This window comes from Actinomyces sp. HPA0247 (genome assembly GCA_000411415.1).
In the GTDB taxonomy this organism is placed as follows: Bacteria; Actinomycetota; Actinomycetes; order Actinomycetales; family Actinomycetaceae; genus Pauljensenia.
In genome coordinates, this window is the sequence record KE150451.1 from 201,985 (window position 1) to 228,065 (window position 26,081).

21 protein-coding genes are annotated in these 26,081 nt (G+C 64.9%); 5 read left to right on the plus strand and 16 right to left on the minus strand.

All coding sequences use genetic code 11. The features are described from left to right. Positions 1–126: 126 nt before the first annotated feature. The 4 genes from hemW to HMPREF1478_RS06055 all read right to left on the minus strand — a co-directional run bounded on the left by hemW (position 127) and on the right by HMPREF1478_RS06055 (position 5,222). Entirely contained in the window at positions 127–1,419 is a 1,293-nt protein-coding gene (hemW, locus tag HMPREF1478_RS06040) for a radical SAM family heme chaperone HemW (RefSeq protein WP_016461192.1), read from the minus strand. A 24-nt stretch (positions 1,420–1,443) separates the two neighbouring features. Further along, a complete protein-coding gene (gene trmB, locus HMPREF1478_RS06045) occupies positions 1,444–2,241 on the minus strand; it encodes a tRNA (guanosine(46)-N7)-methyltransferase TrmB (RefSeq protein WP_016461193.1) in 798 nt (265 codons plus the stop codon). Between the two features lie 11 nt (positions 2,242–2,252). Beyond that, entirely contained in the window at positions 2,253–4,109 is a 1,857-nt protein-coding gene (lepA, locus tag HMPREF1478_RS06050) for a translation elongation factor 4 (protein ID WP_034475436.1), read from the minus strand. 96 nt (positions 4,110–4,205) lie between these two features. Further along, positions 4,206–5,222, minus strand: a complete 1,017-nt coding sequence (locus tag HMPREF1478_RS06055; RefSeq protein WP_148332978.1) for a tetratricopeptide repeat-containing protein — start codon at positions 5,220–5,222, stop codon at positions 4,206–4,208. Between the two features lie 156 nt (positions 5,223–5,378). Here HMPREF1478_RS06055 and HMPREF1478_RS06060 point away from each other — a divergent pair, with 156 nt between their 5' ends. Further along, complete coding sequence (locus HMPREF1478_RS06060; RefSeq protein WP_034475443.1) at positions 5,379–6,011, plus strand: type II toxin-antitoxin system PemK/MazF family toxin; 633 nt, start codon at positions 5,379–5,381, stop codon at positions 6,009–6,011. A gap of 211 nt (positions 6,012–6,222) precedes the next feature. Beyond that, positions 6,223–6,489 (plus strand): 30S ribosomal protein S20, encoded by a 267-nt coding sequence (gene rpsT, locus HMPREF1478_RS06065; RefSeq protein WP_016461197.1) that lies wholly within the window; start codon positions 6,223–6,225, stop codon positions 6,487–6,489. A 214-nt stretch (positions 6,490–6,703) separates the two neighbouring features. On the opposite strand, the gene HMPREF1478_RS06070 is transcribed toward rpsT, so the two are convergent. The 7 genes from HMPREF1478_RS06070 to HMPREF1478_RS06100 all read right to left on the minus strand — a co-directional run bounded on the left by HMPREF1478_RS06070 (position 6,704) and on the right by HMPREF1478_RS06100 (position 15,334). Beyond that, on the minus strand, positions 6,704–7,564 hold the full coding sequence (locus HMPREF1478_RS06070; RefSeq protein WP_034475280.1) for an IS3 family transposase: 861 nt from the start codon (positions 7,562–7,564) through the stop codon (positions 6,704–6,706). Beyond that, a complete protein-coding gene (locus tag HMPREF1478_RS06075; RefSeq protein WP_016461199.1) occupies positions 7,564–8,067 on the minus strand; it encodes a helix-turn-helix domain-containing protein in 504 nt (167 codons plus the stop codon). The genes HMPREF1478_RS06070 and HMPREF1478_RS06075 overlap by 1 nt, the downstream gene beginning before the upstream one ends. Positions 8,068–8,165: 98 nt before the next feature. After that, the gene (locus tag HMPREF1478_RS06080; RefSeq protein ID WP_016461200.1) at positions 8,166–10,097 is read right to left on the minus strand and encodes an ABC transporter ATP-binding protein; all 1,932 of its coding nucleotides are present in this window, start codon (positions 10,095–10,097) and stop codon (positions 8,166–8,168) included. Position 10,098: 1 nt separating this feature from the next. Then, positions 10,099–11,847, minus strand: coding sequence for an ABC transporter ATP-binding protein (locus HMPREF1478_RS06085; RefSeq protein WP_016461201.1), 1,749 nt, complete (start codon positions 11,845–11,847; stop codon positions 10,099–10,101). 54 nt (positions 11,848–11,901) lie between these two features. Then, positions 11,902–12,879 (minus strand): DNA polymerase III subunit delta, encoded by a 978-nt coding sequence (holA, locus tag HMPREF1478_RS06090; RefSeq protein ID WP_016461202.1) that lies wholly within the window; start codon positions 12,877–12,879, stop codon positions 11,902–11,904. Between the two features lie 137 nt (positions 12,880–13,016). Beyond that, a complete protein-coding gene (locus HMPREF1478_RS06095; RefSeq protein ID WP_016461203.1) occupies positions 13,017–14,597 on the minus strand; it encodes a ComEC/Rec2 family competence protein in 1,581 nt (526 codons plus the stop codon). Further along, positions 14,597–15,334: a ComEA family DNA-binding protein gene (locus HMPREF1478_RS06100; protein WP_016461204.1), complete on the minus strand. Its 738-nt coding sequence runs from the start codon at positions 15,332–15,334 to the stop codon at positions 14,597–14,599. Before HMPREF1478_RS06100 ends, HMPREF1478_RS06095 begins: the two co-directional genes overlap by 1 nt. Positions 15,335–15,540: 206 nt before the next feature. Between HMPREF1478_RS06100 and HMPREF1478_RS06105 the strand changes: the two genes are divergently transcribed. The 3 genes from HMPREF1478_RS06105 (at position 15,541) to HMPREF1478_RS06115 (ending at position 19,916) form a co-directional block, all read left to right on the plus strand. Beyond that, positions 15,541–17,523: a helicase HerA-like domain-containing protein gene (locus HMPREF1478_RS06105; RefSeq protein ID WP_016461205.1), complete on the plus strand. Its 1,983-nt coding sequence runs from the start codon at positions 15,541–15,543 to the stop codon at positions 17,521–17,523. A 149-nt stretch (positions 17,524–17,672) separates the two neighbouring features. Next, positions 17,673–18,479, plus strand: a complete 807-nt coding sequence (proC, locus tag HMPREF1478_RS06110) for a pyrroline-5-carboxylate reductase (protein ID WP_016461206.1) — start codon at positions 17,673–17,675, stop codon at positions 18,477–18,479. Between the two features lie 72 nt (positions 18,480–18,551). After that, positions 18,552–19,916, plus strand: a complete 1,365-nt coding sequence (locus tag HMPREF1478_RS06115; protein ID WP_016461207.1) for a Na+/H+ antiporter family protein — start codon at positions 18,552–18,554, stop codon at positions 19,914–19,916. Between the two features lie 90 nt (positions 19,917–20,006). On the opposite strand, the gene HMPREF1478_RS06120 is transcribed toward HMPREF1478_RS06115, so the two are convergent. From HMPREF1478_RS06120 to HMPREF1478_RS06140, 5 genes are read right to left on the minus strand one after another with little or no spacing between them, the layout of a single operon-like run. Continuing rightward, on the minus strand, positions 20,007–21,113 hold the full coding sequence (locus HMPREF1478_RS06120) for a peptidase C39 family protein (protein ID WP_016461208.1): 1,107 nt from the start codon (positions 21,111–21,113) through the stop codon (positions 20,007–20,009). Further along, on the minus strand, positions 21,110–22,666 hold the full coding sequence (locus HMPREF1478_RS06125; protein ID WP_016461209.1) for an ABC transporter ATP-binding protein: 1,557 nt from the start codon (positions 22,664–22,666) through the stop codon (positions 21,110–21,112). The genes HMPREF1478_RS06120 and HMPREF1478_RS06125 overlap by 4 nt, the downstream gene beginning before the upstream one ends. Further along, positions 22,663–23,520 (minus strand): ABC transporter permease, encoded by an 858-nt coding sequence (locus tag HMPREF1478_RS06130; protein ID WP_016461210.1) that lies wholly within the window; start codon positions 23,518–23,520, stop codon positions 22,663–22,665. Before HMPREF1478_RS06130 ends, HMPREF1478_RS06125 begins: the two co-directional genes overlap by 4 nt. Beyond that, a complete protein-coding gene (locus HMPREF1478_RS06135; protein ID WP_016461211.1) occupies positions 23,520–24,470 on the minus strand; it encodes an ABC transporter permease in 951 nt (316 codons plus the stop codon). The genes HMPREF1478_RS06130 and HMPREF1478_RS06135 overlap by 1 nt, the downstream gene beginning before the upstream one ends. Then, complete coding sequence (locus HMPREF1478_RS06140; protein ID WP_016461212.1) at positions 24,471–26,060, minus strand: ABC transporter substrate-binding protein; 1,590 nt, start codon at positions 26,058–26,060, stop codon at positions 24,471–24,473. Positions 26,061–26,081 lie beyond the last annotated feature (21 nt).

The window sequence follows — 26,081 nt, forward strand, 5'->3', positions numbered from 1 at the left end:
AGTAAATAACCATCTCCACATTCACACTTGTACTGTATGAAATACAAGCTCTATTGTGGCATGTGGGGTTGCACAATAATGTTTACCACCAGATGCATATTCCGCCACACGGGCAGTCAATGACCGTTAATAGCCCATGATTTCACGGGTCACGTAGTCCGCGAGGAGACGGCCACGCAGCGTGAGGACAACGCGCCCGGACAGGGCGCAAGCCCCATCAATGAGTCCATCCGCAATGAGCGTGGCGATACGCCCACCGGAGGAGCCACGTGTTCCTTCAGGCAGTGACAGACCCGGCAGCCCCTCAATCTCAACACCCTCGGATGTACGCACGCCCAGCATGACACGCTCCAGCTCGCGCGCATCCGCGTCGAGAACCTCGCCAGCGTAAGCGGGAGACTGTCCAGTATTCAGACGCCCCGCATAGGCTCCCGGGTTCTTCACGTTCCACCAGCGCATACGCCCCACGTGCGAATGCGCTCCCGGCCCGAAGCCCCACCAATCCCAGTCCCGCCAGTAAGCCAAGTTATGGGAAGAGGCGTGCCCATAGAGGGTCGATGGACCTCCCGAGGCGCGGTCCGCCTCGGTGACGTGCGCGAAGTTCGAAATCTCGTACCATGCGTATCCCGCCTCACCCAGGAGGGCATCGGCGAGCTCATACTTGGCAGCCTCATCGTCCGGATCGGGGGTCGGCAGCTCTCCCCGGGCCACCTGCGCCCCCATCTTCGTCCCCTCCTCGACAACAAGCGCGTAGGCGCTGATATGGTCGGGCTCGTACGACAGGGCAGCACGCAGGGATGTTTCCCAGTCCGCCAGGCTCTCCCCGGGGGTTCCGTAGATAAGATCCACCGAGGTCGACAGGCCCGCTTCCTTCGCCCACTCCACGACGAGGGGAACCCGCTCGGGCGTATGCGTGCGATCCAGGGTCGCGAGGATCTCAGGAACGGCCGACTGCATGCCGAACGACACTCGAGTAAACCCAGCGTCAGCCAGTTGCGCCAGTCCATCACGCGTCACCGTGTCGGGGTTAGCCTCGAGGGTCACCTCCGCGCCCGGCGCAATACCGATGCGTTCACGCAGGCCCACGAGGATCTCGGTCAACTCATCGACATCCAGCATCGTCGGAGTACCGCCACCGAAAAACACCGTCCGCGCCTGGCGCGTGGGGAGTCCAGCCTCGGACATGACCCGAAACGCCAGAGCAGCCTCGGCAAGAACGGAGGGCGCGTAGTCCCCCACCTGCGCGCCCGGACCGAAACCGACCGTGTACGTGTTGAAGTCGCAATACCCACAGCGCACGCGGCAAAAAGGGACGTGCACATACAGGGAGAGGGGACGACCGCGATCCACCTCGACGAGGCCGGGGTCGAGCGATCCGTCGGTCGGCCAGCGCTCCCCCTCAGGCTGGGCGGGGCTCACCGGCGCACTCCGCGTCTCACGACGTCAGCCACGGGGACGACGAATGCCGACGATGTCATGGGCATGGCGCCCGGCATCGATACCGCGCGTCTCAAAGTGTGTGACGACGCGTCCCTCGAAACGCGGGGCGAATCCCCCACGCTCAGGCTCAGGATCACCCGGATCCGGTCGCTCCCCGGCGTGCGGGTTTTCGAAAAGCTCGCAGGCCTCGATCACGTCTCGCATCTGCCACGCGTAGTCATCCCAATCGGTGGCCAGGCGCCACGCTCCCCCGTCGCGCAACAGGCGTGCCACCTCGAGGGCAAACGAATCGGACACCAGGCGACGCTTACGATGTCGGGCCTTGCGCCACGGATCGGGGAAGAACGTCCAGACCTCGTCCAAGCACGCGTCCTCCAGCATGATGGGAAGGGCCTGAGCAGCATCGGCTTCGATCACGCGGATGTTATCCACACCCGCGTCGACCGCCTTGGACACGAGCTTGGCGATGCCCGGAACCCACACCTCAAGGGCGAGGAAGTCACGCTCGGGATGGGCAGCCGCAGCAGCGACAATCTGCTCGCCCGTGCCCGAGCCAATCTCGAGCGTGACGGGAGCGCTGCGTCCAAACAACTCAGCCAGATCGAGCGTGAAATCCTGCGCGACCGTCGTGTAGCCAACACCGCGACGCGGCTCGACCACATAGCGGTGCGCATGGGCCTCCCACGTGCGCGCGAGGTTCGCGGGCAGTTCGCGAGTGCGTCGCGTGAAAGACTTCGTGCGGCTCATGAAGACCGTGCCCTCGGGGGCCTCACCCGGACGACGATCCACGGCCTCGTTCATCCGATCCCCGCTCACTTCTTGCCCGTCGGGACGTCGGAGGTCAGCGCAGCGATGAAGGCTTCCTGTGGCACGTCCACACGGCCGATGGACTTCATGCGCTTCTTGCCTTCCTTCTGCTTCTCGAGCAGCTTGCGCTTACGGCTGATGTCGCCGCCGTAGCACTTGGCGAGCATGTCCTTGCGCAGGGCCTTGATGGTCTCACGGGCGATGACGCGCGCGCCGACAGCCGCCTGGACCGGGATCTCGAACTGCTGACGAGGAATCAGTTCCTTGAGGCGCTTCGTCATGCGCTGGCCGTAGTTGTAGGCGCCGTCGCGGTGCACGATCGCACTGAACGCGTCCACGCGGTCGCCATTGAGCAGGATATCGACCTTGACGAGGTCGGCACTCTGCTCGCCGCTCTCCTGGTAATCCAGGGAAGCGTAGCCGCGCGTGCGGGACTTGAGCTGATCGAAAAAGTCGAAGACGATTTCGGCCAGGGGAAGCTGGTAGTGCAGCTCCACGCGGTCCTCGCTCAGGTAGTCCATGCCCTGCATCGAGCCGCGACGCTCCTGGCACAGCTCCATGATGGTGCCCGTGAACTCGGTGGGTGTCAGGATCGTTGCGTTCACGACAGGCTCGCGCACCTCGGAGATCTTGCCTTCGGGGAACTCGCTCGGATTGTCGACGCGCACCTCGGTGCCGTCCTCGGTGACGACGCGGTAGACGACGTTCGGGGCTGTCGCGATGAGATCGAGGTTGAACTCTCGCTCCAGGCGCTCGCGAATAATCTCCAGGTGCAGCAGGCCGAGGAAGCCGCAGCGGAAGCCGAAGCCGAGAGCCGCGGAAGACTCCGGCTCGAAGGTCAGCGCCGCGTCGTTGAGCTGGAGACGCTCAAGGGCGTCACGCAGGTCCGGGAAATCAGAGCCATCGACCGGGTAGATGCCGGAGAACACCATCGGGTTAGGGTCGCGATAGCCCTCAAGCGCCTCGGTCGCGCCTCGCACCTGGCTCGTCACCGTGTCGCCGACGCGGGACTGGCGCACATCCTTCACGCCCGTGATCAGGTAACCCACCTCGCCAGCGCCGATGCCCTCTTCGGGCTTCGGCTCCGGCGAAATCACTCCCAACTCGAGGAGCTCGTGGGTGGCGCCCGTGGACATCATGCGCACGCGCTGGCGGGTGGAGAGCACGCCGTCAACGACACGCACGTAGGTGACGACGCCGCGGTACGTGTCGTACACGGAATCAAAAATCATCGCGCGCGTGGGCGCCTCGGGATCGCCCTCGGGGGCGGGGACAGCCTCGACGATGCGGTCGAGCAGCTCCTCGACACCCTCACCGGTCTTGCCAGAGACCTTGAGCACCTCGTCCTCGTCGCAGCCGATCAGCTGGGCAACCTCATGGGCGTACTTTTCGGGCTGAGCACCCGGCAGGTCGATCTTGTTCAGGACCGGGATGATCGCGAGGTCATTCTCGAGGGCCAGGTACAGGTTCGCGAGCGTCTGTGCCTCGATGCCCTGCGCGGCATCGATGAGGAGGACCGCACCCTCACATGCCGCGAGAGAACGAGAAACCTCGTAGGTGAAGTCCACGTGCCCAGGCGTATCGATCATGTTGAGCGCGTAGGGGGTTCCCTCATACGCCCACGGCATGCGCACGGCCTGGCTCTTGATCGTAATGCCACGCTCACGCTCAATGTCCATGCGATCGAGGTACTGGTCGCGCATCTCGCGGGCCTCGACGACACCGGTCAGCTGGAGCATACGGTCCGCGAGCGTCGACTTCCCATGATCAATGTGGGCGATGATGCAGAAGTTACGGATCTGCCCCTGCGGGGTGTGAGCCGGGCGAATCTGCGCCTGCTGCGCGGGCGTGGGGATGGGCACGTGAACCTCCGTGAAGTCGTTAACCTCCTTATCGTCCCATTGTCGTAGGCGTTTGTGCCAGTTCAGGCGCGGGAAGTCGCGCACAGTGGCCTCGGCTCACACCCCTTGCGAGCCTCCCATCTCCCCCTGAGCAACGATGGAAATCGCCTCCGTGAAGTCGCAGTCTTCCCAGTCATCGGGATGATCATCGCGAAGTTTGCGCGCGATGGCCTCGGCACGTTGGTCATCACCGCGCATCGTGGCCAGGGTCAGCAAAATGGTGCGAATGCGTGCCGTGAGGGGATCGCGATCCCCCAGGTATCGTCGGCAGTCCTCTGCCAACACCGTCCACAGGTCCTCGCCAGCATCCCGATCACCTCCCATCCAGGTATTGCGCGCGATCTCGTTACGCAAGCGCAACACCCGCCAATCACCATGCTCAGCGACCCTCAGAAGCACGTCCATGTTGTGCTCGTAGAGCGCGATCGCCTCGTCGTAGTGGCGATCAGCAGAAAGAACCTCAGCGAGGTTGTCGCGTACGGTCAGCAGCGTCATGTCGGCTTCATCGCGCGTCCCTTCCATGTCCGCGAGGAGCTCACGGTAGACGCGGGCTGCCCTGGACCACTTCCCAGTGTTCTTCCACGGCATCGCCGAATTATTGCGAATCGCGACAGCAATCTGAGGGTCGAGGCCGCGGCAGGACTTCACGTCAGCGACGAGCGCACCAAAGCGGCGGGACGCCATGTCGTTGAAACCCAGAACCGACAGCCAGTAGGCCTCGGAGTTCCTCAGCATCAGGACAAGGGGATGGTCACGCTCCAAAACCCTGGCCCCGAGCCGCGCGGCATCGCCCGCCACGCGCCGACACCGATCATAGGATCCCAGCGCACAATGCCAGTCAACACACAGTTTGGCCGCTTCGAGACGCAGCTCAATCGACACCTCCTCGTCCTCGTACACCCCAGTCGCATGTTCCAGGGCTCGCTCCATCGAGCCGCCAGCGGCGCTACTCAATGCATCAGCCAGGCAAGCACGAGCTCGGGCGTCGGGTGAGCCAGGGGTGGATGAGGCCAGGCCAAAGGCGTCGAGGGATACGATCGGACCATGAATCGTTGCAGTGGACATCGTCGTCACCTTTCATCGTTGAGAGTTCATCTGCGAACACATCCAGAATGAAACAGACAACCATGCACTGTCACGCAGAGAGATAACCCCTGTGGATAACCTGGCCGCTTGCAGAACCCCTGTGGATAAAAACGGATGGTTCCTCCCCTGCCGTATGCTGGTGCCATGAATTCATTCGTCAGGGGCCTGTTCAACTTCCTCATCAGCGTCATCTCCGGCGCCGCCGAGGAGTCGCAGTCGAACACCACCAAGCCGTCGCAGCACCAGTCGAACACCACAACGACACGCAAGCCGCGCTCGTCCTCATCGTCCAACGCGCGCTCCGGCTCGGCCCACCGCTACGAGGACCCGGCGACCTCGAATCGTCCCCAGACGTCCATCCGCGAGGCGAGCATCGCCGACGCGCTCGCCAATGCCTCGTACACGCCCGTCATGGATGGGGACGCCGACCCCGGTGAAGTCGTATGGACCTGGGTCCCCTATCAGGAGGACGCCTCCGTCGGTAAGGACCGCCCAGCCGTCGTCATCGGCGCGCAGGGCGACGGCGTGTATATCCTGCAGCTGACCAGCAAGGATCACACGCGCGACGCCGCCCAGGAGGCAGCCGCCGGACGCTACTGGTTCGACATCGGCTCAGGCGACTGGGATTCCAAGGGCCGCCCCTCCGAGGTGCGTCTCGACCGCGCCCTGTGGGTCAAGGCCACCGATGTGCGGCGCGAGGGCTCGATCCTGCCCAAGGCAACCTGGCAGCTCATCGTCGACGCACTCGAGGAGCACTACCGCACGCACGGAGAATAACTCCGCGACACGTGACCGACCTTACGAGGCCGGACAAGCGCCAGGAATATGACGAGAAGGCCCCTCCCTGGTATGATCGGTGGTTGGACTCCCGGCCTGGTCGGGCAGGGGGTCTGGTTAGGACCGTTTGCGGGTGTCCCCACGCCTAAGTCCCGGTCTTGACACAGCCCTCACCGACCCTGTCAGACATACATCAAGGAGAAATCCGACTGTGGCAAACATTAAGTCCCAGAAGAAGCGCATCCTCACCAACGAGAAGCGCCGCGTTCGTAACCAGTCCGTGAAGTCCGAGCTGAAGACCCTGGTCCGCCACACGCGCGAGGCCGTTGAGGCCGGCGACAAGGACAAGGCTCTCGCCGCTCTGCGTATCGCTTCGCGCAAGCTGGACGTCGCCGTCTCCAAGGGCGTCATCCACAAGAACCAGGCCGCGAACCGCAAGTCCAAGCTTGCTCGTCGCGTCGCCTCGATCGCTGACTGATCAAACGCACGTTTGACATGAAGCGGGTCGCCCACTGGGCGGCCCGCTTTCGTATACCCACTCCCCTGTGCTTGTGCGTGGTCGAGCATGCTTGCCCATGGTCGAGGTATGCCCCCGGTCTTGTCCGCACTCCGGCACGTCACGCGCATAGCTGAGCCCCGACCTCGTCGAAATGAACTGCGCCCCGAAACTTGGACGCGTTTAATGGTTGCCGTTATGCGACTTCCTGTAGGGCCTGATCCCGGTATTCTGCCGGGGTCAGGCCCTTGAGCTTTACTTGGCGTCTTGTTGTGTTCCAGTGCGTGATGTAAGCCTCGAGGTCGGCTTTGAAGCTCTCGAAGGTCTGCCAGTCCTGGCCGCGAAAGAACTCGTCCTTGAGGTGCCCGAAGACCTGCTCGGTGGCGCCGTTGTCGATGCAGTTGCCTTTGCGTGACATGCTCTGGATGAAACCGTTATCGGCGAGCGCACTGATGTAGGCCTTGTGCTGGTATTGCCATCCCATGTCCGAGTGCAAGATCGGCTCGACCCCTGCGGGCTTGGCGTCCATGAGCATCTGGAGCATCTCTTGTTGCTGGGCGAGGTTGGGACACATCGAGATGGAGTGGGCGACGATCTCTTTGCTGGCAAAGTCGTAGACCGGAGCGAGGTAGGCCTTACCGAAGGAGAGCTTGAACTCGGTGACATCGGTACCCAATTTCTGCCAGGGCCCATCGGCCTTAAAGTCGCGGCCGATGATGTTGTCGAAACTTTGCCCCACGTCCCCCTTGTAGGAGTTGTACCTGTGGTAGGCCCTCTCGCGGCGTATGCCGCAGCGCAGCCCCATCTCACGCATCATCTTTAAGACCGTCTTATCGGCGATGCGCTCCCCTTCCTCAGCGCGCAGGCACATGGCTACCTGCCTGTGACCGCACCCGTTGGGGGTTCGTGAAAAAATCTGGGCAACCTTGGGCCGCAGATACACCCTGGTTGGCTGCTGGGGGTGAGCCAGCGCGTAGTAGTAGCTCGACCTGGCAAGACCGGCGGCCTCGAGGAGATCACACACCGCATGTCCGCGCCCTGAAAGCTGCGCGACCACTAGGGCTTTGTCCCGGTTTGGGAGCGCCTCTGCGCCTTCAGGGCAATCGATTTTTTTAGGTACGCCACCTGCGCCTCGAGCTTGCGCACGCGCTCTTCGAGTTCCTCCTCACGCGTTGGTGGCACCGCCCCCTTTGGCCTGCCCTTGGGCTTGGGCTTGAGCGCCTGCGCGCCGCCCTCGCGGTACAGCCTGCACCACTTCTTCAACGATGTCGCGCTCGCAATACCGAAACGCACCATCGCCTCAGGCTTACTCATCCCACCGTCAACCACGGCCCTCGCCGCAGCGACCTTGGTCTCATAGTCGTATTTGGCCCGCTTTACTCCCATGGCAAGAAGCCCGCCCCTCCCGATCACGCGGTACATCTTCTGCCACTCTCTCACAGTCTCAGCAGACACACCAAGCCTCCCGGCGGTCAAACCGTAGCCGCATCCCCTCTCAAACATCTCCACCGCCTGCTCCCGAAGCAAACGATCATGCCTCAACCCCAGATTCACAGACACGAAAAGCCTCCCATTCCCTGGACTTCAATTTCGATGTCCAAGAAACGGGAGGCAGTTCACAGCGAGAGGAGCGGGGCATTGCTGCAATCCGCCAGCGACTACTCGAGCTCGAAGGCACCCGTGTAAAGCTGGTAGTACACGCCTTTCTGCGCGATCAGGTCGTCGTGGCTGCCGCGCTCGATGATGCGACCGTGGTCGAGGACCATGATGGCGTCCGAGTTACGAACCGTCGACAGGCGGTGGGCGATCACGAAGACCGTGCGCCCCTCCATGAGGTTATCCATGCCCTGCTGCACGTGCGCCTCGGTGCGTGTGTCGATCGAGGAGGTCGCCTCGTCCAGGATCATCGCCGGTGGATCAGCCACGGCGGCACGCGCGATCGACAGGAGCTGAGCCTGGCCCTGCGAGAGGTTCGAACCGTTGCCCGTCAGCATCGTGTCGTAGCCCTCGGGCAGGCGTCGGATGAAGGAGTCCGCATTGGCCAGCTTCGCGGCGGCAATGCATTCCTCGTCCGTGGCGTCCAGACGGCCGTAGCGGATGTTCTCCATGACCGTGCCCGTGAACAGCTTGACGTCCTGCAGGACGACGCCGAGCGAGCGACGCAGGTCCGGCTTGTGGATCTTGTTGATGTTGATGCCGTCGTAGCGGACCTTGCCATCATCGATGTCGTAGAAGCGGTTGATCAGGTTGGTGATCGTCGTCTTTCCAGCACCCGTGGCGCCCACGAAGGCGATCTTCTGGCCGGGCTTGGCCCACAGGGAGATGTCATGCAGGATCTGCTTCTCACCGTCGTAGGAGAAGTCGACATCCTCCATGACCAGCTCGCCGCGCAGGCGCGTGTAGGTGACGGTGCCGTCGGCCTGGTGAGGATGGCGCCACGCCCAGATTCCCGTGCGTTCCTCGGTCGGCTCGAGCGTGCCGTCGGGCAGCTCGCGCGCACGCACGAGGGTCACGTAGCCCTCGTCCTCCTCGGGTTTCTGGTCGATGAGCGCGAAAACGCGGCCCGCACCCGCCATACCGAGGGCAATCATGGGAACCTGCATGGACATCTGGCCGATGGTCTGCGAGAAGTTACGGACCATGCCCAGGAAGGAGACGACCACGCCGACCGTGATCACGTCGACGCCGACAAGGTGGATGTTCGGCGTCTGTTCCAAGATCATGACGCCGCCGACGATGGCGATGACGACGTACATGATGTTGCCGATGTTGCCCAGGGCAGGCATCAGCACGTTGCCGTAGATGTTCGCCTTCTGCGAGGATTCGAAGAGCTTCTGGTTGAACTCCACGAATTCATCCTTGGCATCCTGCTCGTGGTTGAAGACCTGGACGACCTTCTGGCCGTCCATCATCTCTTCGATGAAGCCTTCTTCGTCAGCGAGAGCCGCCTGCTGGGCCTTCATGAAGCGGCCCGACAGGCCTCCAAGCTTGCCGGTCAGGAAGGCCATGAGCGCACCCACGAGGAGCACAACGAGGAACAGCCACACGGAGTAGTAGAGCATCGTGCCAACCAGCACGATGATGGTCAGGCCCGACTGGATGAGCGTCGGGATCGACTGGCCGATCAGCTGGCGGATCGCGTCCGTGTCGTTCGTGTAGGTCGACATGATCGCGCCGTGCGGGTGCGTGTCGAAGAATCGCAGGGGCAGGCGCTCCATCGAGTCGAACATGTCGTCACGCATGTGCTTGAGTGTCCCCTGCGTCACGATCGCCATGGCACGCGTGTAGATGAAGCTGCCAATAACGCCGACACCGAAGATGACAGCCATCGTGATGACGAGGCGTACCAGGGTTCCTCGCACCGCGTCGAAGCCGCTCTCCAGGCCCGGGGTCACGACGTTGTCGACGATCTGCTGCATGAAGATTGAGCCGACGGCCGAGGCCACGGATGCGAGGATGATGCACACAATCGTCAGGCAGATGCGCACCGGATAGTGCCGGAAGACGTAGGCCATCAAGCGGCCGAAGGGACGTTCAATACCCTCGAGCTTGTCAGCGTCGTCGATTCGGGAGTTGCGCGTGCGTGCCATGTCAGGCCACCTCGCTTTCGCTCGCGGCGTTCTGGGAATCGTAGATCTCTCGGTACTCGCCGCCCGCTGCCATCAGCTCCTCGTGAGTGCCACGTTCCGTGATACGACCGTCGTCCAGGACGATGATCTGATCGGCATGGCTCACCGAGGAGAGGCGCTGGGCGATGATGATCGTCGTCGTGCCCGGGATCTCGGTCTCAAAAGCATTGCGAATCAGCGAGTCGGTCTTCGTATCCACCGCGGAGGTCGAGTCGTCCAGGATGAGGATTTTGGGATTCTTCAGCAGTGCACGGGCGATACACAGGCGCTGCTTCTGGCCACCCGACACGTTGCTGCCACCTCGGGAGATCACGTAGTCGTAGCCCCCGGGCAGCTGCTGGATGAACTCGTCGGCCTGCGCGAGCTTGCACGCATGCTCGATCTGCTCGTCGGTGGCCTCGGGGTTACCCCAACGCATGTTCTCCTTGATCGTGCCGGAGAACAAAACGTTCTTCTGCAGGACGACGGCAACCGCGTCACGCAGAGCGCTCAGGTCGTAGTCGCGCACGTCGCGTCCACCGACCTTCACGGATCCCTCGGAGACGTCGTAGAGGCGGCAGATCAGCTGGATGAGCGAGGTCTTGGAGGAGCCCGTGCCGCCCACGATGCCGAGCGTCGATCCGGATTCGATACGCAGATTGATGTCAGACAGGGCGTTTTCTTCGGCGCTCGCCGAATACTTGAAGGACACGTCCTCGAAGACGACGGAACCATCCGCAACATCGGTCGCGCCGTTCTCGGGCGAGGTCAGCGACGGCTCGTGGTTGAGAACCTCGGCGATACGGTGCGCGGACTCTGCGGCCATCGTCGTCATGACGAAGATGAAGGCGAGCATCAGCATATGTGTCAGGATCTGGATGCCGTAGGTGATGAGGGCGGTGAGCCCGCCCTTCGTCAGCTCGGTCGCACCCGAGTTGATGATGATCGATGCGCCAACGTAGTCGACGGCCACGATTGCCGCGAAGACGAAGAACATCATGACGGGACTGTTGAGCGCGATGAGCTTTTCAGCGTTCGTGAAGTCCTTGCGTACATCCTGAGATGCCGCGCGGAACTTCGTGGTCTCGTAGTCCTCGGTCACGAAAGATTTCACGACGCGGATCGCCGCGACATTCTCCTGGACGGAGTTGTTCAGGGCATCGTACTTCTTGAAAATACGGCGGAAGATCGGGAAGGCGATGAGCACGATGGCTGCCAGGATGATGGCGAGCACCGGCACCATGCCGAGGAAGATGAGAGCCATCTGCACGTTGATACGCCACGCCATGACGATCGAGAAGACGATCATGAGGGGCACACGCACAGCGATGCGGATAAGCATGCCAAAGGCATTTTGCACGTTGGTGACATCCGTGGTCATGCGGGTGACCAGGGAGGACGTGGAGAAGCGGTCAATGTCCGCAAACGAGAAGTCCTGCACCTTAAAGAAGAGATCCTGGCGCAGGTTCTTCGCCAGGCCCACCGAGGCGGTCGCCGCGAAGCGCGCGGAGAGGATACCGCAGGCAAGCGAGGCGAAGGCCAGCCCAGTCAGGATCAGGCCCAGACGCATGACGGGGCTCAGGGATACGCCGTCGAGTGCATCCACAAGCGAGACCATGGTAAGCGGGATCAAGCACTCGAGGACCACTTCCCCGATGATGAACAGCGGGGTCAGGATCGAGGCGGTCTTAAACTCGCGTAGCCTCCCCACCAGCGTGCGGATGGTTTTCATGTATCTCCTCTTCACTCCCTACGGGCGTCCGATAGATGAGGCCGAAGCGCGCATTCAGCGCCCGTGCAGCCTGCAGATGGTGATAATTGCTTTTTCGATAGCGCGTTGCGGGTCCCGCGACGCACCCTTTGTTTCGGCGTCTGCCATGGCGATGGCGCCGAAGGCCCCTGCCAGCGAGGCGTCGGACCAGCCGCGCAGCTCACGCCTCGCTCGGTCCACCTGCCAGGGGGCCATCTTCAACGCGGATGCCGATCCACCGATCGATACTTTCGCCATGGCGCGGAACTTCATGGCCAGGGCGGTCACGAGCAGCTGCGGGGCGATGCCGGTCGCGAACGCGTGCCGGGCGAGCGTGAGCGCCTTCGCGGAGTTCCCCGCGACGGCCGCGTCGGCCACGTCGTATCCCGTGGCCTCGACGCGCCCTGACTGATAGCGACGTACGTCCTCCAAGGTGATGCGTCCGCTCACGTCGGAGAGAAGCTGCGCCAGTGCGCCCGCCATCGCGCGAGGGTCGTTACCCAGCGCGTCCACGAGTGCCTGCTGGGCCTCGGTGTCCATCTGCCGACGCGCGGCCCGCACGTCGGAGGCGATGAGGGCCAGCTTGTCACGGTCGTTTTTCAGCGGATCGGCGGGGATCACGGGCCATTTGGCCTTGGCGATCGTGTCGATGACTTTCTTGCCCCGGGCGTTTCCACCGGGATGAGCCAGGAACATCCACACGTCGGGGGCGGGGGCCGCGCAGTAGGCGATGAGGTCGTTCGCGAGTGCGTCGCTCATGGTCTCGAGGTCACGGATGATGACCATGCGGGATTCGCCAAAGAGCGAGGGCGAGGCGATCACGTCGAGCTGTCCGGCCTGGTAGGTGGCCGCGTTGATGTCGGTGCGTTCGAGGTTGGGGTCGGCCTCGTGGGCGAGGCCGCGTAGCCGGTCGAGGGCACGGTCGACGAGGAGACCTTCGGGGCCTTTAATCAACACGATGGGCGCCAGCGTTATCTCGGCTGGGGCCGCCGGGCGCGAACCGCGTGCTGCCACGTCTTCCTGCCTTTCCGCTGTGATAGTAACTCCCTAAGTCTGCCACTCGGCGGCCCCATCTGCGTCCCTCTTTGCCCACGGCGGACAATAGTCGTGGCAGGTGTCACGACGGTTTGACGGCACCCCATAGTGGCGTCTTACTCCTGCGCTGACATTTCACTTTCGTCAATGCGCTCACTCTCGTCAATGCGCGGAGCTCCCCACCGCGCCCACGCCCTCCACGCGAGCCATCCGCAGCAACAGCAGGCATAGATGCCTACAACGGTCGAGGCCCCGCCGGGCACGGCCACACCGTTTCCAGGCAGGTTCGCGCACAAGCGTGCTGTTTCTGCGATCCACGCAGTCGCCCACGAGGAAACGCGCGCACATGCCGAGGCTACTGGGATACTCAGCGGGGCGAGGAGAGCACCCGCAATCCCCGCGATAGTCGCGATGGGAACGGCGGGCTCGGCGACGACGTTAGCGATAATCCCCCACACCGGCACGGTTCCGGAGAGTGACACGATGAGGGGTGCTGTCGCGAGTTCCGCGAGGGCGGGCACACAGACCATCTCCACGACGCGACGCAGAGTACGCCCCGCGCGCGTATCCCCGCGAATGCGTCGGCGCGAGCGACGAATGAGCGCAGACGACGGACCGACAACCGCGAGCGCGGCGAGCACGGAGAGTGCGAAACCGTAGGAGCGGGCGGCCCAAGGGTCGATGAGGAGCGTCGCGATGACGACGGCGCAGAGGGCGGCGATGGATTGGCCGTCGCGTCCGAGGATGAGTCCGAGGGCGGCGACGGCGGCGACGCAGACGGAGCGTAGAACTGAGGCTTCGGGGCCGACGAGGGTGAGGATTGTGCCCAGGACGAGGATGGTTGCTGTCAGGCGCAGGGTTTTTCGTGCGGGGACGACGAGGGTGACGGTGGCGAGGATGATGACGATGTGGGATCCGGAGACGGCGGTGAGGTGGGTGAGGGAGGTCGTTTTCATGGCTTGGGCAAGGTCTGCGGGCATGCCTCGGTCGTCCCCGATTGCCATGCCGGGCACGAGGGCGCGCGCATCCCTGGGCAGGGAGGAGCATGCGCGGGCGAAGGCTTGGTGGGTGGAGCGCATCCAGGCGGATGGGCCACCGGGTCGTTCGATCAAGCGGGATCGTCTGACGCGTATCGTGCCCACCGATGGCGCGTCGGCTGCGAAGGTGGCGTCCAGGCTCCCCCAGACCTCGTAGATGTCGCCGCGCGCACCGCTGTCCCACCCGGGAGCGTTCACGAGCGCGGTCGCGTGGGAGGGTATCCATTCCTCCCCCGCTGCGACGGCCTCGATGCGCGCGTGGGTGTGTCGCGTGGCAGAGAATCCGGACGAGGCCGGGGCTGGGTCGGTTTGCAGGCGAACGCGCGCGTGAATCGGACCGGAGTCGCGGCGGGCGGGGTCTGCGTCGTATTGCCTGCCCGCGACGGATCCGACCGCGAGCGCGCAGGCCACGCATGCGAGGAGCAGTGCGAGGCTGAGGCGGATTGATCCGGGTGGGGTGAGGGCGTGGCGGGGGGCGCGGCGGCCTCGACTCGAGCACGAGTAGGAGGCGGCGCAGGCGAGGGCGAGGAGGGCGCACGCACCGATGCTTTCCCAGGGCGCGCGGTGTCCCGTCGCCCACCAGGTGGCACCCCAGGTGGCGGCGGCTGCGGGTGCGAGGCGCAGGTCGATCATGCGGGGAGCACATTGGGTGTCACTCATCAGCACACACCCGGCCGAATCTTTTCGATGAGGGATGGGCCGATGCCGGGGACGTCGTCGAGTTCGTCGACGGATGTCAGGCGTGGGTGCGTGGATCGGTAGGTGATGATGCGCTTGGCGAGTGCGGGTCCGATGCCGGGTAGCGTCTGGAGGTCTGTTTCGGTAGCTGTCGTCAGTCGGACGCAGGCTCCCGCAGATGTGCCTCCTTCGGATGACGCGGGAGGCGGTGACTCCCCTGCGACGCCGACCCGAATCTGCTCACCATCGACCAGGATGCGTGCGAGGTTGATCGACTCCAGGTCGGCCTCGGGGAGAGCTCCTCCCGCTGCGGTGATGGCGTCGATGACGCGGGAGGAGGCGGGAAGGGTAAGTACTCCGGGAGAGGCAACCGCTCCGGAGACGTAGACAACAACATCTGTGGCTTGGTCCCCCGCCGACACGGACGGGGGTGCGGACGCGGCTGGGGGCGCAGTAGCTGCCGTGGCCCCACTTTCCTGTCGCTCGGAGGAGGATTGGACGAGGCTGTCGGCGCGTTCTTGCGTGGCCGCGTGCCTCCATACGCCCACGGCTGCGATGAGCACGACCACGACAATGAGGGCGGCGACGCTTACCCCGCCGGGGAGGAAGCGGACGACGCTCGGTTCGGCAGGTTCGTCATCCTCGCTCAGGGCACTGTCGTATACGGCTTTTGTCAGCGCCGCCATGCGCCGACGAGCCAACCAGTGTGACACGTTCATGCATGCACGCTAGCCCCCAGGTATGAGGGGAGAACACACGAACATCGACCCCTGTGGATAACCGCTTGACGCGCCGAGGGGTTGTGGACGAATCCCACACCCTCCCGGCCGTGAATAACTCGCATGGGACTGCAGTCCCAAGGGATACTGTTCCGGTAACGTCGAAGTACAGTGGCGCACCGCGCCCAGAGCCGAAAGACCACACCATGAGCGAGAACATCGAGGATCTGAAGGCGCAGCTCGCCGCAGCGGAAGCCGCGGCGAAGGCCGCCGAGGCTGAGGCCGCCCGCGCGAAGGCCGAAGCCCTGCGTCTCCAGCTCGAAGCAGCCGGATCCGCGTCCGCGCAGGAACCCGCCGCGCAGGCCGAGGCGGAGGCCGCCCAGGCAGCAGATGCTCGCGCGACAGCCGACGCGCTGCGCAGCCAGGTGGAGGCCGCCGAAGCCGCCCCCGCGCCCGAGAATCCCGCCGCCGACGCACCCGCGGCCACCCCGGCCTCGTCCCCCGCCCCGAGCGGCGAGCTGTCGGCTTTCGCCACCCAGATCCAGGGCGCCTACTCCTGGGACGTTCCCGCGGTCACGATCGGCACGCTCATCGACAATGGTGCGCGCGTGCCCGGCGTCAGCGCGAAGATGCCGCTGCCCATGTTCAACCGTCATCTCCTGGTCGCAGGCGCGACGGGTACCGGCAAGACCCGTACCCTCCAGCTCCTGGCCGAGGGCCTGTCCGCGAACGGTTCCTCCGTGCTCCTGTGCGACGTCAAGGGCGACCTGACGGGCCTGGCCGAGGCCGGGGCCAGCTCCGAGAAGCTCCTGAGCCGTACCGCGGCCAACGGTCAGGACTGGGCGCCCGCCTCGTTCCCCGTTGAGCTACTGAGCCTGGGTGGGGCGGATTCGCAGTTCCCGGGCGTGCCCGTTCGCGCCCAGGTCTCCGACTTCGGCCCGATCCTGCTGGCCCGAGCCCTCTCGCTCAACACGACGCAGGAGCAGGCGCTCCAGCTGATTTTCGCGTGGGCGGACGGCCAGGGCCTCGAGCTCGTGGACCTGCCCGATCTGCGCGCCGTCATTTCCTTCCTGACCTCGGACGAAGGCAAGGACGAGCTGGCCACGATCGGCGGCGTCTCCAAGGCCACCGCCGGCGTCATCCTGCGCGCCCTGACCGCGCTCGAGTCCCAGGGCGGCGGCCAGTTCTTCGGAGCTCCCGGATTCGACACGGCCGACCTCATGCGCATGGATTCGACGGGCCGCGGCATCATCTCCCTGCTCGGTGTCGGTGACATTTCTTCGCGCCCGGCCCTGGTCAGCGCGGTCATTATGTTCCTGCTCGCCAACCTCTTCTCCACCCTGCCCGAGGTCGGCGACGTCGAGCGCCCCAAGCTCGTGTTCTTCTTCGACGAGGCGCACCTGCTGTTTGCGGACGCCACCAAGGAGTTCGAACGTCAGGTCGTCCAGACCGTGCGCCTCATCCGTTCCAAGGGCGTGGGCGTCGTCTTCGTGACGCAGACCCCCAAGGACATCCCCTCCGACGTCCTGGCACAGCTCGGTTCGCGCGTCCAGCACGGCCTGCGCGCCTCCACGCCGGATGACTTCAAGAAGCTCAAGGCCACGGTCCAGACCTTCCCGAAGACGTCCCTCGAACTCGACGAGGTCCTCACCACCCTGGGCACCGGCGAGGCCGTCGTGACCGTCCTGGATCCGAAGGGTAACCCGACTCCGGTCACGCCCGTCGGCATCTGGGCGCCCGCCTCCGTCATGGGCCCCGCGTCCGCCGACACGATCGCGCGTATCAACCAGTCCAGCGTCATCATGGGCCGCTACCGCGACGCCGTGAACCCCGACTCGGCCGAGGAGAAGCTCGAGCGCCGCGCCGCCGAGGCCCAGGCCGCCCGCGAGGAAGCCATCGCGCAGGAGGCTGCAGCCAAGGAAGCCGAACGCGCGCAGAAGGAAGCCGAAAAGGAAGCCGAGCGCGCCGCCAAGGAGGCCGAGAAGGCAGCAGCCAAGGAAGAGGCTGCACGTCAAAAGGAAATGGAGCGGCTGCGCCGCCAGGTTGAGAAGCAGCAGGAGAAGGAGGAGGCCGCCCGCCAGCGCGCCGCCGAACGCCGCACCCGCCAGGTCGAAAACGTCCTCGGGTCCGTCCTGCGCACCGCCGGCCGCGAGATTACGCGCTCCATCTTCGGCACGCGCAAGCGCTGACACCCACGATGTCGGCACGAGGCCGGGGCACGGGACTCCTTGAGGGAGACCCCGCCCCGGCCTCGTCTCACAGTGCGACCACTACACCAAGAAACGGCAAAGTGGAGTAGACTGCATGGCAATTAATTGATTTCTCGCGGGAGACCCTGATGCGTATCGGATTCATCGGAACGGGAGCCATGGCCCAGGCCATCGCTCGCGGTGCCGTTGCGTCCGGCGTCGATCCCGCGACACTGGTCTTCTCCAACCGCACGGCTGCCAAGGCCTGCGATTTCGCGGACGAGCTCGGCGCAACCGCCGCGTCCTCGAACGTGTCCCTGGCCCGCCAGGCCGACATCATCATCCTGGCCGTCAAGCCCAAGGATCAGCGCGCGGTCGTCAAGGAGATCTCCCCCATCGTGGTCGGCCGACCCGACGTCTGCGTCGTCTCCCTGGCAGCGGGACGCACCCTCGACCAGATCACCACTGACTTCGGCGCGGGCATCCCGCTCGTGCGCGTCATGCCGAACGTCGCGGCCACCGTTGGGCAGTCCATGACCGCCCTGACGGCCACGCGCGCCACAGACGCACAGGTAGCAGCCGTCCGATCCCTCATGGATTCGGTGGGCCGCACCATCCTCATCGACGAGGACTATTTCCCCGTGTTCCAGGCCCTGGCCTCGTGCTCTCCGGCCTGGTATTTCCAGATTGTTGATTCGTTCGCCCGCGCTGGTCTCAAGTACGGCCTGTCCAAGGACAGCGCCGTCGAGATTGCCGCGCAGGCGATGGCGGGAGCCGCTGCTCTGCTCCTCGCCGAGCGCGAGGCGGGCACAATCCCCGCGCAACTCATTGATCGGGTGACGAGCCCCGGCGGCACCACAATCGCAGGATTGCTGGCCGCCGAGGAAGGTGGTTTGTCGACCGCACTGGTAGGTGCCGTCGACGCATCCATCCACGCCGATTCCCATCTCGGCTGACACCACCTGCCGCACAGCGGCTTACCTCCCCTTTATTTGGCGCACCCGCGCACCCTCAACACAGGAACACACATGTTGCTCTTCAACGCAGTCGTGCTCTCCGTGCTCGTTATGCTGATCCTCAGCGTCGCACGCGTGCACGTCGTCATCTCTCTCTTCGTGGCCTCCCTCGTGGGCGGCCTGGTCGCTGGCATGGGCATGTCCGGCACGATGGTTGCCTTCCAGGACGGCCTCGCCGGCGGCGCAAAGATCGCCCTGTCCTACGCCCTACTCGGCGCGTTCGCGATGTCGGTCGCCCACTCGGGCCTGCCGCGCCTGCTGGCGAACTGGATCATCAAAAAGCTGCGCAATGCTGACGAGTCGAACTCGGCGCGCGTGGCCCGCTCCGCCAAGTGGGGCATCATCGGCGGCGTCCTCGTCATGGGCGTGATGAGCCAGAACCTCATCCCGATTCACATCGCGTTCATCCCTCTGCTGGTGCCCCCGCTCATCGGCGTCATGAACGAACTCAAGATGGACCGCCGCCTGATCGCTTGTGCGATCACCTTCGGTATCGTCACCACCTACATGTTCGTGCCGATCGGCTTCGGCCGTATCTTCCTGCACGACATTCTCTACAAGAACATTGAGGATGCTGGCCTGCCGGTTGAAGGCATCGTCAACCCGATGGCCGCCATGGCGATCCCCGCAGCCTCTATGGCCGTGGGCTGTGCAATCGCACTGCTCGTCTCCTACCGCAAGCCGCGCGAGTACGAACAGCGCGAGACCTCGTTCAGCTCCAACAGCGACAAGCCCATCGACATGAAGAAGGTCTGGGCCGCGGTCGCTGCCCTCGTCGCCTGCTTCGTCATCCAGGCCGTCATGACCAAGATGGATTCCGAGGCCGACCCGCTGCTCGTGGGTTCCCTGGTGGGCCTGTGCATGATGCTCGCGATGCGCGTCGTTCCGTGGCAGCAGGCCGACGACGTGTTCAGCGGCGGCATGAAGATGATGAGCCTCATCGGCCTCATCATGATCACCGCACAGGGCTACGCGTCCGTCCTGAAGGCGTCCGGCCAGATCGAGCCGCTCGTCCAGCAGACCTCCGCGATGTTCAACGGCTCGAAGGCACTGGCCGCCATGATCATGCTCGTGGTCGGACTCATTATCACGATGGGTATCGGCTCATCCTTCTCGACGCTGCCGATCATTTCGGCGATCTACGTGCCGCTGTGCGTGGCGCTCGGCTTCTCCCCCATCGCGACCGTGTCGATCATCGGCACGGCAGGCGCGCTCGGCGACGCCGGCTCACCCGCGTCCGACTCGACGCTCGGCCCGACATCCGGTCTGAACATCGACGGTCAGCACGACCACATGCGAGACACGGTCATCCCCGAGTTCATCCACTACAACATTCCGCTGTTGATCGGTGGGTGGATCGCGGCGATGGTCCTCTGATTCCGTCGTTCTCCTTGACGAGGCCGGGGCCGGGTTGCACGAATACGCAACCTGGCCCCGGCCTCGTTATGCGTCCGCGAGCGCACAGACTCAGCGGCGGACAACAATGAAAGCCCTGGCGGATTCTTCTTCCTCCCACTGGGCTGACTTCCACAGCTGGTCGAGGGCGATTGCCTCCGCCCACGTTTCGACCCAGGTTTCGCCGAACTGCTCATCGTTCCAGGGATCGTGAATGAGCGCGGACTCGCCCGAGAGCCCCCACACGTAGATCCAATGCGGGGTCTGCTCCCCGTTAAGATCCTCCAGGTCCACCAGCACGATAACGCCGTTCCCCTGCTCCAGGGCGGCACGCAGATCGGCGAGGCTACAGGGCCCGATGCGGTCCCGAACCCCCAGTGCCCTGGCCTCGTCTACATGCTGTCGGTGAATAGCGCGTCGTGCCGCGGGCGATGCGGCGTGCGCGCGCGTGAGCCCGACGACCGGACCCTCATGGGTGACGATCACCTCGACGCTCTGCCCGCGCCTGGCAAGCGCCGCTGCCAAGCCGTAGGGTCCCACCCCGAGCGAGTATGTCGATTCGCGCCACAGGTCCATTTCTTCGCGCAGGTCGTGGCTCACCTGCTGAGGGGTGTGTCCGCTCGCGTGCGCCAAGGCCATGAGTGCGCTTGCTGGTCCGCACGTGAACTCGGTTTTCTGCCGCACATACGCGGGGATTGTCTGAGGGTAATCGTTCCACCGCACCCATCCGCGCACGCTGGAATGCCCGTGCTCGGTGTCGTCTTCGATGGACAGCGGCGAGCCGACCGCCCCCGAAGCAGTGAAACCGTGGGAGCGAAGCGCCTCCTCGAAGACGGAGCCCTCATCGCGGGTCACGGCCTTGATGAGCGGGGCGTGTGGAGCAGCATTGAGGACGGCCTGGATAAGGACCTCCCAGGACTGAGCGGACGCGATGGCGCTCGCCCCTGCCTCGCTGCCGTCGAGCAGACACGCATCCACGATCGTTCGGTGGGCGGACGTCGTCCGGTGCGCTTCCAAGAGCGCGTGCCCGCTGTGCGTCCATAGGGTCGCGGACACTGCCGGTCCCATCGCTGCCCACCGCGCCGCGTGCGCATCGGGAATGCCGAGAGCCGTCAGCTGATCGCGCGCGTTCTCTCCGGGAGGGATGGGTGTCCGAACGAGTCCAGGAGCGATGCTCATGAGGGCTCCCCCTCCCGACCGGGCACGGCGCTCAGGAGCTCGGCCGTGTACTCCTCGGAAGGATTGTGCAGGATCTCTTCAGTGCGCCCCTCCTCCACGACGACGCCGCCCTTCATGATGACGAGGCGGTCGCACATCGCGCGCGCCACCGCGAGGTCGTGGGTGATGAACACAAGAGCGAAGCCCTGCTCCGCCTGCAGGCGCGTCAGCAGGTCCAGGACTGAGGCCTGCACGGACACGTCGAGGGCAGAAACGGCCTCGTCGGCGATGAGGACACGTGGACGCGTCGCCAGTGCACGCGCGATGGCCACGCGCTGGCGCTCTCCTCCCGAGAGGCGAGCCGGACGCCGCTTCGCATACTCGGCCGGGAGTTCGACTGCCTCCAGCAGCTCGGCGACAGCGCTGGCCGGACGCCCCGCGACGGCCGCCGCTTCGGCGAGCGTCTGCCCGATCGTTCGCGCGGGGTTAAGAGCCGAATAGGGATTCTGGAACACGATGCCGACGGCCGGTCCCCGATCGACCTGCGCATTCACGCGGACCGTTCCAGAGTCGGCGCGTTCGAGTCCCACGATGATGCGCGCGAGCGTCGTCTTGCCCGATCCTGACTCGCCGACGATGCCGATGGATTCTCCCTGCGCGATATCCAGGGACACATCCATGAGGGCGACGTGCGATTCTTTGCGGGATCGGAACACCTTGGTCAGGTCGCGCACCTCGACAACGGTTTCCGCGCCCACTGGCGTCGCCATTCCCTCACGCGGATTGGGGCCATCGATTCGTGGTTCGGCGTCCGCCAGGCGCTTCGTGTACTCGTGACGCGGTGAGGCCAGGACCTCGTTGACCGGTCCTTCTTCGACGATCTGGCCGTCTTTCATGACGATGACGTCATCGCCGAACTGACGCGCGAGCGCCAGGTCGTGGGTGACCAGCACGAGCGTCATCGCGTGATCGTCACGTAGGCGCGTCAGCAGCGTCAGAATGTCACGCTGCGTCGTGACGTCCAGGGCCGTCGTCGGTTCGTCGGCGATGAGGACACGTGGCTCAGAGTCGAGCGCCGCCGCGATGGCGACTCGCTGACGCATGCCGCCCGAGAGTTCGTGCGGGTACGAGCGAGCGACGCGCGCGTCGAGGCCGACGTCCGCGAGAAGCGCGCGTGCACGCTGAGCGCGCTCGGAACGCCTCGCAGTACGCGCGGCCGTGATTTGCTCACCGCATGGGAGCGTCGGCGCGAGCGACGTGAACGGATCCTGCGGCAACCAGACGATGCCGCCCCCGCGCTGCTTCTTCAAGCGCGCTTGATCCGCCGCCAGGTCGAAGCTCTCTCCTCCCAGCGACACCGTTCCGCTGGCAACAAGCGCAGAGGGAGTGAGGGCGCACAGCGTTCGTGCGAGCATCGACTTTCCTGCGCCGGATTCTCCCACGATGACGAGGGTGCGCCCGGTGCGGGCGGTCACGCTCACGTCGTCGACAATCACTCGCCCGGTGCGGTCGGTGACGCTCACGTGCGAGGCCACGAGGGCGTCGCCGCGCTCAGGTGTGGTCGCGGTGCTCATTGGTCACGCTCCTTGCGCTCGGCGAACCAGTCGCCGGCGATGTTGATCGCGGTGGCAGTGACGATGATGGCCAGACCTGCGGTCACCGCCGCGGCGGGGTTTTGGGCGAGAATGGCTCGTCCGTCCGCCAGCTGACGACCCCAGTCGGCGTCCTGTGCTCCGACGCCGAGGCCCAGGTAGGACAGGCCGGACAGGGACACGAGTGCGAATGCGACGTTGACGAAAAGGTTCGCCCACACGATCGGCGTGATGTTCGGCAGGATATGGACCGTGAGGATACGAGGGCCGGACAGGCCCAGCACGCGCGTGGCCTCAATGTAGGGCTGAGGCTTCTGAGCGAATGTCGCGGCGCGGATCATACGAATATCCGAGGGCGCGAACAGCACGATGAGCACGCCGACCGTCACCCAGTAGCTGCCACCGATCACACCCGCGACGACGATCGCGAGGAGAGTAACCGGCAGGGATAGCAGCACCTCGCAGGAGCGCGACACGCAGGCGTCCCACAGTCCGCCGCGCCACGCAGCGCTCATGCCGAAAACCAGACCAGCCGCCATCGAACCCACGGCAATAACGATCGGCCCGACGACCGCCGAGCGCGCACCAGCAACCATCAGGGCGAGGACATCGCGCCCCACCTTGTCGGTGCCCAGCAGGTGCCCGGGGGTGCCCGCAGGACTCACTCCCAGAGCCAGGTTCTGGTCCAGTGCGCCGGGAACCAGGACGGACGGGACAATCACGCAGATCGCGACAGCGACAAGCGCCACCACGGACAGGACCACCGAACCGGGGATCTTACGCGCGGAGGATCCAATGCCTCGTCCCAGGGCACGCGGAGAAAGCGACAGCGCCATCAGGCTCCCCTCCCCTCACCGATCGTCTGGCGCGGATCGACGGCGAACGCGGCCACGTCGACGATCAGCGTTACGGCGATGATGACGAACGCGACCAGCAGAGCGATCGCCTGCACGACCGGAACGTCCTTGTAGGTGATGGAATCGGCGAGAAGCTGGCCGAGGCCGGGCAGAGAAAAAGCCTCCTCAACGAGCACCGTGGACCCGAAGAGAGTCCCCAGGATCAGTCCCGCCGAGGTGATGATCGGCAGGGCGGCTCCCCGCACGTACATGGCCGTGATGCGCCTGCTGGGCACTCCCCGCGAGCGCGCGAAGGTCACGTAGTCCTGGCTCAGTTCTGCGCCGACGGCCGCGCGGGTGATGCGTACGAGCATCGCGCCGATTCCGGTTGCGAGGGCGATCGCGGGCAGGGTGAGGTGCCACAGGGTGTCGACGAGGCCGGTGCCTTCGCCGAAGACGGGGAACCAGCCGAGCATGAGCCCGAAGACGTAGAGCAGGACGAGGCCGAGGGCGAAGCCGGGCGCGGACACGCCGACGACCGACCAGCCGACTATTGTCCGGTCGACCCAGGATCCCCGGCGCCGTGCCGCAGCGATCCCGAGGGGGATGCCGACGGCGACGGCGAGGATGAATGCGCCGATGGTGAGCCACGCGGTCAGTGACACGCGCGAGGCGAGAACGTCGGTGACGGGCGTTGCGGAGCGCACCGAGTCCCCGAAGTCGCCGGTGAGGGCGCGGGTCAGCCAGTGCCAGTAGCGCACGACGAGGGGCTCGTCGAGGCCGTAGCGTGCGGTCACGGCCTGGCGGACCTCGGGGGTCAGGCGCCTCGTGCCCACCAGGATCTTCACGGGGTCTCCGGGCACCAGGTACAGGAGCGAGAAGACGAGGAAGGACAGGAGGGTGAGCACCACTGCCGCGCCTGCGAGGCGGCGGAGGATGTAGCGCAGCATTTACTTGGCCAGCTCCAGGGAGGACGCCCACGGGGTCATGAAGAAGTAGGGCGTGTACTGCGTCGGGGTGACGCGTGAGGAGAAGGCCGTCGAGGTCTTGCCCCACCACAGCGGCGAGTAGATCGTGTTCTCCTGGGCGATACGCTCGGCTTCGACGATGTCGGCGACGCGCTTACTCGGGTCGGTCTGGGTCGCCTGGGAGGCGATCAGCCCCTGGACCTGCGGGTTCTCGTAGCGTGCGGGGTTGTCGGGGCCGAGCAGCCATCCGGCCACCTCGCCCGGGTCGCCGGTCGTGGAGGTGTAGCTCATGTAGGACAGGCCGTACGTGCCGCTACCGACCTCGGAGATCCATTCTTCGATCGGCTTGGAGGTGACGGTGAGGTTGATGCCGATCTGCTTGAGGTTGTCGGCGAGCGCGAGGGCCGCGGAACCCAGGTCCGGGATCGAGGAGGGGTAGGTCAGTTCGGCGTCAAAGCCACCTGGCACCTTGGACTGGGCAAGCTCAGCGCGCGCGGCGTCGAGGTCGAAGGAGTCGATGGGAAGGCCCGCCTGGGCATCCGTGGCAGCCTGCTCGCCGATCTCGCTGCCCAGCTGGTCCGGCGGCTCGATGCCCGTCGCGACCGTCGCTTGCCCCTTGAGGATCGAGGAGACGATGGTGGAACGATCGACCGCGTGGGCGATGGCTTTACGCACGTGGATGTCGTCGAAGGGCTCAATGTTCTGGTCAAAGGTGAGGCCCACGTAGGAGCGATCCGACTCGGTCAGGACGCTCACGCCGTTAATACCCTGGAACTGCGACACCTGGTCGATGGGCAGCTGGGTGGCGATGTCGATCGTTCCGTTCTTTTGCGCGAGGAAGCGCGCGTTCTCGTCGGAGAAGAAGTCGAATTCGATGGTCTGGGCGGGCGTGTCTCCGCCCCACCAGGTGCCGCTCTTTTCGAAGACGGCCTTGGAGTCGGGCTGGAAGGACACGGCCTTGTAGGGGCCTGTTCCCATGATGAGGTCGGCCGAGGACCCGTAGGAGGCGGCGGCCTCGTAGAAGGACTTTTCGGTGATCCACAGTCCGCCGTTCGCGGTCACGGTCCACCCGAAGTTGACGGCGGGTGCGGGCAGGGTGATCGTGATCTGGTTGTCGCCGCTTTGCTCGGCCTGGACGCCCGCGGGCCAGTAGACCGCGGACGACGGGGATTTGTCGGGGTCCTTGGCGATGTCGATGGAGAAGAGGACGTCGTCGATGGTGACGGGGTTCCCGTCCTGGAACAGGGCATCGGGTCGGATGTCGAAGACCCAGGTCTGGGCGTCGTCAGTGTGATAGGCGGACGCAATCGCGGGGATCAGCTGACCGTCCTTGCCCACGGCGAGAAGGCCTTCGGAAACGACCTGCGCGACGTAGTAGTTGATGATGCCGGTTTCGTGGGCGGTGTCCAGCGTGGACAGGGAGCCTGGCAGGCCCACCGCGATAGTTCCTTCACGGGATGCCGACTGGGCCGCGCCGCCGCCAGATGGAGCACAGGCCGCGAGGGTCGCACACATCATGGCAGCGACGGAGGCGAGGGTGGCTGCTGTTCGTGGGATGCGTGCGATGTGCATCGGTGTCTCCTTGTGTTAGGT

Excerpts from the sequence above, each read along its gene's own strand:
- HMPREF1478_RS06060 (WP_034475443.1), top strand. The coding sequence starts at position 5,379 with ATGAATTCATTCGTCAGGGGCCTGTTCAACTTCCTCATCAGCGTCATC.
- proC (WP_016461206.1), top strand. The coding sequence starts at position 17,673 with ATGCGTATCGGATTCATCGGAACGGGAGCCATGGCCCAGGCCATCGCT.
- HMPREF1478_RS06140 (WP_016461212.1), bottom strand. The coding sequence starts at position 26,060 with ATGCACATCGCACGCATCCCACGAACAGCAGCCACCCTCGCCTCCGTC.
- HMPREF1478_RS06130 (WP_016461210.1), bottom strand. The coding sequence starts at position 23,520 with ATGGCGCTGTCGCTTTCTCCGCGTGCCCTGGGACGAGGCATTGGATCC.
- HMPREF1478_RS06085 (WP_016461201.1), bottom strand. The coding sequence starts at position 11,847 with ATGAAAACCATCCGCACGCTGGTGGGGAGGCTACGCGAGTTTAAGACC.
- HMPREF1478_RS06120 (WP_016461208.1), bottom strand. The coding sequence starts at position 21,113 with ATGAGCATCGCTCCTGGACTCGTTCGGACACCCATCCCTCCCGGAGAG.
- HMPREF1478_RS06095 (WP_016461203.1), bottom strand. The coding sequence starts at position 14,597 with ATGAGTGACACCCAATGTGCTCCCCGCATGATCGACCTGCGCCTCGCA.
- HMPREF1478_RS06135 (WP_016461211.1), bottom strand. The coding sequence starts at position 24,470 with ATGCTGCGCTACATCCTCCGCCGCCTCGCAGGCGCGGCAGTGGTGCTC.
- HMPREF1478_RS06100 (WP_016461204.1), bottom strand. The coding sequence starts at position 15,334 with ATGAACGTGTCACACTGGTTGGCTCGTCGGCGCATGGCGGCGCTGACA.
- HMPREF1478_RS06080 (WP_016461200.1), bottom strand. The coding sequence starts at position 10,097 with ATGGCACGCACGCGCAACTCCCGAATCGACGACGCTGACAAGCTCGAG.
- HMPREF1478_RS06105 (WP_016461205.1), top strand. The coding sequence starts at position 15,541 with ATGAGCGAGAACATCGAGGATCTGAAGGCGCAGCTCGCCGCAGCGGAA.
- HMPREF1478_RS06125 (WP_016461209.1), bottom strand. The coding sequence starts at position 22,666 with ATGAGCACCGCGACCACACCTGAGCGCGGCGACGCCCTCGTGGCCTCG.
- HMPREF1478_RS06115 (WP_016461207.1), top strand. The coding sequence starts at position 18,552 with ATGTTGCTCTTCAACGCAGTCGTGCTCTCCGTGCTCGTTATGCTGATC.
- trmB (WP_016461193.1), bottom strand. The coding sequence starts at position 2,241 with ATGAACGAGGCCGTGGATCGTCGTCCGGGTGAGGCCCCCGAGGGCACG.